Source organism: Butyricimonas sp. (genome assembly GCF_019423355.1).
Taxonomy (GTDB): Bacteria; Bacteroidota; Bacteroidia; order Bacteroidales; family Marinifilaceae; genus Butyricimonas; species Butyricimonas faecihominis.
Genome location: NZ_JAHZBP010000020.1, coordinates 1 through 7,330, shown reverse-complemented (window position 1 = coordinate 7,330; position 7,330 = coordinate 1). Strand labels below are relative to the sequence as shown.

The window sequence follows — 7,330 nt, the reverse complement described above, 5'->3', positions numbered from 1 at the left end:
CCGTTAGCGCCGATGGTACTGCCCTTGGGTGGGAGAGTAGGTCGATGCCGAATTTTCAAAATCGCTGGAATTTATTTCAGCGATTTTTATGGCGAGGTAGCTCAGCTGGTTAGAGCGCATGATTCATAATCATGAGGTCTCCGGTTCAATCCCGGATCTCGCTACAAAATGAAACCCATTGAGAAATCAATGGGTTTTTTATTTGAATCAAATTTAATATTTTATTCGGCAACAGTTACCTCGATACCGCGTTCACGCAATCCCTCGAGAGTTTTACTAGGTACATATTTATCCGTGATGATGTGATCAACAGCATCCAGATCGCATATTTTTCCGAAACCTCTACGTCCGAATTTAGAAGAGTCAGCCAGAACGACTACTTTTTGTGCGGCTTGTATCATTACCTGATTTAAATTAGCTTCCATCATGTTCGTGGTAGTTAATCCATAATCTAGGTCTATCCCGTCAACTCCCATGAAGAGTTTACTACAAGAAAAGTTTTCCAGCATTTTTTCTGCATAATTTCCAACGACAGAGACAGAACTATTCCGTACGAAACCTCCGAGTTGTATTATATCTATGTTCTTGTTACGAGCTAGAATGTTTGTAACGTTAATGGCTGCGGCAATTACTGTGAGGTGGCCTTGAGGCACGATCTCTCGGGCTAACGCATGCATTGTTGTTCCGGATGCAATGAGAATAGAGTCGTCTGCTGTAATTAGACTTGCAGCATATCTACCTATCAGTCGTTTTTCTTCGGGATAGGACTTTTCTTTCTCGTTTACATGGCGATCATTGATATAAGGGTTGATTAAAATGGCACTACCGTGTGTGCGATAGAGCATTTCTTTTTCCTCAAGTAAGGTAAGATCCTTGCGAATCGTTACAGAAGATACTTTTAATTGGTTGGCGAGATCAACAACTGAAACGGAACCTTGTTGGCGTAATGTTTCTAATATGTAGTTGTGCCTTTCACTTAGAGATAATGTTTTCATTTTGTTTCGATAATCATATTTCCACCACTGCAAATATACATCTGTTTTATTGAATATTACTTATCAAGTGTTGTAATTAATTTTAAACTGGGGAAATATATTTCTTAAAAAATAGAAACTTTTGCTCTGAGTTTCCGTAAATTAAGATCAATACCAAAGAAAGAAATGGCACTACTCGTAACGAGAAATGGGCCATGGAGACCAATAACAAAGAACGAAATTTAGGAAAACGAAGTTTCGGTTCGTAAGTATATGGTATGCTTGCGGAACGTTATTGGAATTTTATAGATTGTTGAATACATAAATAATTGTGTTATGAACCGAAAAGATATGTTGAATAAACTTCAGGAACCTGAGAAAGTATGGGATATGGTTGTGGTTGGAGGGGGAGCTACGGGTTTAGGAGTGGCGGTTGACGCCGCAACAAGAGGATATAGCGTTGTCCTCTTAGAAATGGCAGATTTTGCCAAGAGTACTTCCAGTCGGAGTACGAAACTGGTACACGGTGGTGTACGTTATCTTCAAAAAGGCGATGTCGCTTTAGTATTAGAAGCATTAAGGGAGAGAGGGCGAATGAAGGCTAATGCCCCGCATCTCGTGAAGGATCAGGCTTTTGTAATATCGAATTATACATACTGGGATAATTTCCTGTATTTCTGCGGGCTTACGCTTTATGACCTGCTGTCTTTTGGCTTCGGATACGGGAGAAGCCGTTTTATTTCCCCCAAGAAGGTGATGGAGTATTTACCGACATCGGTGAAAAAAGGATTGAAGGGAGGTATTGTTTATCATGACGGGCAGTTTGATGATTCGCGGATGGCAATTAATTTGGCCCAGACCAGTGCGGATAATGGGGGTGTGATACTTAACAAAGCGAAGGTTTTCGGGATCGTGCATGACCAGAACGGGAAGGTTGCCGGGGTGAAGTTCGTGGATATGGAGTCCGGAAAAGAGATGCAGTTGAAGGCGAAGAGTGTGATCAATGCCTGTGGAATTCTCGTGGATGACCTGATGGCGATGGATTCTCCTGGACATAGTAAGATGGTGACACCGAGTCAAGGAGTACATCTGGTGTTAGATATGAAGTTTTTGCAGAGTGATTACGCGATCATGGTGCCAAAGACGAGTGATGGACGGGTGTTGTTTGCCGTACCTTGGCACAATAAAGTTGTTGTGGGAACGACGGATATTATGCGTCCGGTTCCGGAAATAGAGCCGAAACCGTTGAAGGAAGAAATTGATTTTATTCTGAAAACGGCTTCTTTATACATGGACCCGGCCCCGACGTATGCTGATATTGAATCCGTGTTCGCGGGGCAACGGCCGTTGGCAGCCCCGAAACACGAGGGAAAGAGTACGAAAGAACTTTCCCGCGGACACAAGATTATAGTTTCCGATAATAATTTAATCACGATCACGGGAGGTAAATGGACTTCTTATCGTTTGATGGCCGAAGATACGGTGGATAAAGCGATTGCCATGAAACTGGTGGATGCCAGACCCTGCGTGACGAAAAAATTCCATATACACGGGTACCGGAAAAACCCGAACTTGAAAGACCACATGTACGTTTATGGTAGTGATCAGGATGCGATTATGAAGTTGATCGCTGAAAATCCGGAATACGGAAAGAAACTGTCAGATAAATATGATTATACCGTAGCCGAAGTTGTTTGGGCAGTTCGGGAGGAGATGGCCAGAGAGGTAGAGGATGTTCTTGCACGGAGGGTTCGATTGTTGTTTGTTGACGCGAGAGAGGCGATTAAGGCAGCCCCGCTGGTGGCAGAAGTGATGGCGAAAGAACTTGGGAAGGATCAGGCATGGATTGATGAAGAAGTGAAGGAGTTCACTGAACTGGCAGAAAATTACATCGCGGCTAAGATCATGTTTTGATCTTAGCCCGGTGTATTTCATCCGGAAAGAGCCGCGAGTAGTAATGGAAACGTTTACGATAATCAGATTGGAATCAATATAATATTTATTAAAAATTAATATCATGTGGAGTTTTCTGAAGCCTGAGCCTCATAAACCCTTGTTGCCTAAAGAGAAAATTGACCCCACGTACAAGAAGTTACGTTTACAGGTCTTTTTAGGTATATTTATAGGGTATGCGGGGTATTATTTAGTACGTAAGAATTTTACTCTGGCAATGCCCTATTTGCAGGAGTTGGGATTTGACAAGGGAGATTTAGGGGTGGCTCTTTCGGCTAATGCTATCGCTTACGGGATATCGAAGTTTTTGATGGGAGGGGTTTCCGACCGGAGTAGTGCCCGTAAGTTTTTGCCGTTGGGACTGGTGTTATCGGCACTCGTGACGTTGTTTTTGGGAACAAGCGCGGGTGTTTCTTCCATCGTGGTCATGTTTATTACCCAGTTTTTGATCGGTTGGTTCCAGGGAATGGGTTGGCCACCTAGCGGACGGGTGATGACGCACTGGTTTTCCTTGAAGGAACGGGGAACCAAAATGTCGATCTGGAACGTGGCCCATAATGTGGGAGGTAGTTTGGTCGGGATCATGTTTTCCGTGGGATTGGTGTGGTTCGGTTCCTGGCAGTCTGCCACGTTTGTTTTTCCGGCTGTTGTAGCCTTGGTGGTTGCCGTGATTGCGTTTATTCTGATCCGGGACACGCCGCAATCGTGTGGTCTGCCGCCGATCGAGGAATATCGTAATGATTACCCGAAAAATTACAGCGCGAAGTCGGAGGAAGAGTTGACGGCAAAAGAGATTTTTTTCAAATATGTTTTGAATAACAAGATATTATGGTATATCGCTATCGCTAATGCTTTTATCTATTTGGTGAGATACGGGGTGCTTGACTGGGCGCCGACTTACCTGAAGGACGTGAAAGGGTACGATAGCGGTGCGGTAGGCTGGATTTATTCGGCTTACGAGATCGCGGCCATTCCCGGTACGATTATCTGCGGTATCGTGAGTGACTACGTGTTCAAGGGACGGCGGGCGATCACGACGATGATTTACATGGTGCTGGTGGCCTTGTTCGTGTTTATTTACTGGCAGACGGAACATAATCTGGTGATGGACAGTATATGTCTGATCGCTATTGGGTTCTTGATTTACGGGCCGGTGATGTTGATCGGGGTACACGCCTTGGATTTGGCGCCCAAAAAAGCGGCCGGAACGGCTGCCGGATTGACCGGCTTTTTCGGTTATTTCTTTGGAACGGCTTTGTTAGCAAATATCATGTTGGGGTACGTGGTGGATCACCTCGGATGGGACTGGAGTTTCATTATCCTGTTGGGAGCCTGCGCTCTGGCATTCATTTTTACGGCATTTACAGTAAGAGAAGAACAATATCTGGTAAAAGAGAGTACTAACAAACATTAAACGCTCTAAAATTCAAAATTATGATTAAAAAGTTTTTTCATGCAGTGATGGCATGCGGGTTGATAGCCTTGGTCATGTCGTGTGAAGATCAAAAATTCAACAACATAAACGTCGATGTCGACAAGGTTGAATTGGATCATTTGACTCCCGATATGATTAAAGTGCGGGATTACGTGCCGGAGTATGCTGTTGTCGCTCACCGGGGATCGACGTTCTGGACCCCTGAAGAGACGGAGGCAGCGTATCGCTGGGCGAGAGAAATCGGGGCTGACTATCTGGAATGTGATATGCAGGTTTCGAAAGATGGGGTGGTGTTGGCATTGCATGATGACAACTTGAAACGAACCACGAATATCGAGAACGTGTTCGGGGAGACTATCCCTTACGAAATTAGGAAAGCGTATTACCAGAAGATCGGCTACTCGGCCGAGGAGGCTGATGCGTTGGTGAAAGAGGATGCCAAGAATTTTGTTCCGAATCTTCCGGCTTATTATACCTACGAGGAGTTGATGATGCTGGATGCCGGTACGTGGTTTAATGAAACGAGTATCGAACAGGCCCGCCCGAGCTTTGCCTCACAACATCAGTACATTTCTACATTGGAGGATCTCGTGGCTTATTCCAAGGGGAAAATGCTGGAACGGGACGCGCAGGGAAAACGAGTGTTCACGATGGGACAGAAAACCGGGGAGAAGATCAAGAGTTTAAGCGGTACGGCCGACGTAATCAAGTACACGTTCGGTTACGTGGATGATCCGGAGGACACGGGAAACCGCCCGGGAATTTATATCGAGTTCAAGGAGCCGTGGCTGAATCCTGCCGGGTTCGAGGAGATTGTCTACAAGGAACTGGATCGTTTGGGAATGAATATTATCACGCAACCGGAACCGGAAAGCAACCCATTCTACGTGAATGGCAAGGTGAACACGGGGAACACGAATGGCAAGGTGATTTTGCAGACCTTCTCGTTGGAGAGCCTTGTGAGGGTTGCCGAGCATTTTGAAGGTAAGGTCCCGATGTGTTTCCTGTTGTGGAAAGGTACGGGAGCGACGGATATCACGTATGACGATCCGCTGGGTTATGCCTCGTTTATTAATTTGGGCGTGAAGTACAAGGCTCATTTTATCGGACCGTGTATTGCCGGAGCTCCGAATAATTACCCGGAACTGAACCAACCGTGGCAGGATTACTTGATTCACAAGGCTGGAATGAAGAATCATCCCTACACGTTTGACACGTATGACCAGATGGCTAAGTATTTCGGACAATATAATTTCGGTGTCGAGATTGACGGGAAATATAAAGCACCTTATCTGGATGCATTGTTTACGAACCATTCTGATATGAGTATCAACTATATGATTACTCAAGGCTGGCGAAAGAGTCCGGCTTCCGAGACGTTGGTTGACGCGAAGGTGGTGTTGGAGAGATTAGGTTACTAAATAATTGTTTAAATGCAGACCAGTATGAAAAAATATATATTATTCCCTGTTGTATTAGTCGCCCTCGTGTTGTCGTCTAATATGGTGAAAGCTCAGGCCGAGGATGTTTCCAATCCTCTTTTACAATATATCAATAAGGATAAAGGAATTCGTTTCACGGCAGGCGCTCGTTTGTTTGCTGATGTGGCTTATTATCATTCGGAGTACACGCCGATGAAGTCGGGGGCAGCGCTCACGGATGCTCGCATACGGACGTCGTTGACATACGGGCCGTTGTATTTTTACGCTGATTTCGATTTTTCGAAAGGGACTTTCAAGCAAAAGAATATTTTCGTGCGATATAATTTTCACGAATCGGTGTACGGGATTCATAGCGTGAAGGCGGGCTATTTTAACGAACCGTCGAGTATGAGTCTGAACGCAAGTTTGTATAATTACCATTTTATTTCCCGTGCGGCTCCGGCCATGGCTTTATCGGCCGGGCGTGGTTTGGGGATTACCTACAAGTATTATGATGCCACTTTCTTCGCTGATCAAGGGCTTTTCGCTGAGAACAAGTACAATGACCAGATTTCCGGTTTTCAAGGAGTAAGCTTGAGTGGACGCTGGTTGTACAAGCCGCTTAATAATGAGTTTATAACTCTGCATGTCGGGGCCTCTTTCCGCTACGGACGGATTAACACGGGCGAGGTGGTGAATAACGTGTTCAAGACGAATATGGAGTTGGAGTCGAATATGCAGACTTACGTGGACGGTACGACGGAATTTCTAAACGCGCAGGTGCCTTGGGCGAAGAACACGATCACGGTAGGACCGGAAGTGCTGGTGGTTACCAGTAATATGTTTTTGCGGGGCGAGTATATTTACAAGAGATTATACAAGAAAAGAAATGACGAGGCTTTGTTCGAGAATCAGTTGGGAGGCGTTTGGAGCTGGACTACCTTGGCATCTTGGCAGGCCGGAAACCCGATACGGAGTTCCAAGTTTCAAGGGGCGTACGTGGAAATGGGGTACTTGCTTTGCGGTGAAGGATACGGTTATGACGATGAGTACGGATTGTTACGGGGAAGTAACGAGAGGGGAGATCTGGAGATTGTGGCCCGTTATAGCTACACGGATTTGAATGACATTAATAAAGGTGATTTCTTTTTAATTGGTAAGCAGGTATTTTATCCCGGGGGAGTGGTGGCAGATTACCCGGCCGTGTCAACGAGTATTGGCGGGGGACGGTTACACGCGGCCACGATTGGCGTGAACTACACGTTGAACCAGTACGTGAAGGTGATGGGCGAGTACCAGTATAGTAATTTAAAGAATGTTTATTTCCCGTTGGATAAGAATTTCCATCAGTTGCAGATGCGTTTGATGGTGTCGTTCTGATAGGAGAGAAGGAAAAAGTGGCTGTCTAAAAAGTCAATTTTAAACAACTACCCTCACTAACTCCCCCTTACACAGGGGGAGCTGGTGGGGGTAGTTGGCAAATACAGGCAGGACATAACAGGCAAACTTTTTTTGTTTGATAATTGATTGATAACCAGTAGTTAGTT

5 protein-coding genes and 1 tRNA gene are annotated in these 7,330 nt (G+C 45.3%); 5 read left to right on the top strand and 1 reads right to left on the bottom strand.

The features are described from left to right. Window positions 1-90: 90 nt before the first annotated feature. Window positions 91-164: transfer RNA gene (locus tag QVC79_RS17720), tRNA-Met, on the top strand. Between the two features lie 57 nt (window positions 165-221). Here QVC79_RS17720 and QVC79_RS17715 read toward each other — a convergent pair. Next, window positions 222-995 carry a DeoR/GlpR family DNA-binding transcription regulator gene (locus QVC79_RS17715; RefSeq protein ID WP_027201863.1) on the bottom strand — a complete coding sequence of 258 codons (774 nt, stop codon included), beginning with the start codon at window positions 993-995 and terminating at the stop codon, window positions 222-224. 315 nt (window positions 996-1,310) lie between these two features. Here QVC79_RS17715 and QVC79_RS17710 point away from each other — a divergent pair, with 315 nt between their 5' ends. The 4 genes from QVC79_RS17710 to QVC79_RS17695 all read left to right on the top strand — a co-directional run bounded on the left by QVC79_RS17710 (window position 1,311) and on the right by QVC79_RS17695 (window position 7,163). Continuing rightward, window positions 1,311-2,888, top strand: coding sequence for a glycerol-3-phosphate dehydrogenase/oxidase (locus QVC79_RS17710; RefSeq protein WP_270591993.1), 1,578 nt, complete (start codon window positions 1,311-1,313; stop codon window positions 2,886-2,888). A gap of 103 nt (window positions 2,889-2,991) precedes the next feature. Further along, complete coding sequence (gene glpT, locus QVC79_RS17705; protein ID WP_270591995.1) at window positions 2,992-4,341, top strand: glycerol-3-phosphate transporter; 1,350 nt, start codon at window positions 2,992-2,994, stop codon at window positions 4,339-4,341. A 20-nt stretch (window positions 4,342-4,361) separates the two neighbouring features. Then, a complete protein-coding gene (locus QVC79_RS17700; RefSeq protein WP_124317032.1) occupies window positions 4,362-5,783 on the top strand; it encodes a glycerophosphodiester phosphodiesterase family protein in 1,422 nt (473 codons plus the stop codon). A gap of 24 nt (window positions 5,784-5,807) precedes the next feature. Then, a complete protein-coding gene (locus tag QVC79_RS17695; RefSeq protein WP_124317031.1) occupies window positions 5,808-7,163 on the top strand; it encodes a porin in 1,356 nt (451 codons plus the stop codon). Window positions 7,164-7,330: the final 167 nt, after the last annotated feature.

Bases quoted from the DNA above. Each gene is read 5' to 3' on its own strand.
- QVC79_RS17715 (WP_027201863.1), bottom strand. From the start codon at position 995: ATGAAAACATTATCTCTAAGTGAAAGGCACAACTACATATTAGAAACA.
- QVC79_RS17710 (WP_270591993.1), top strand. From the start codon at position 1,311: ATGAACCGAAAAGATATGTTGAATAAACTTCAGGAACCTGAGAAAGTA.
- glpT (WP_270591995.1), top strand. From the start codon at position 2,992: ATGTGGAGTTTTCTGAAGCCTGAGCCTCATAAACCCTTGTTGCCTAAA.
- QVC79_RS17700 (WP_124317032.1), top strand. From the start codon at position 4,362: ATGATTAAAAAGTTTTTTCATGCAGTGATGGCATGCGGGTTGATAGCC.
- QVC79_RS17695 (WP_124317031.1), top strand. From the start codon at position 5,808: ATGAAAAAATATATATTATTCCCTGTTGTATTAGTCGCCCTCGTGTTG.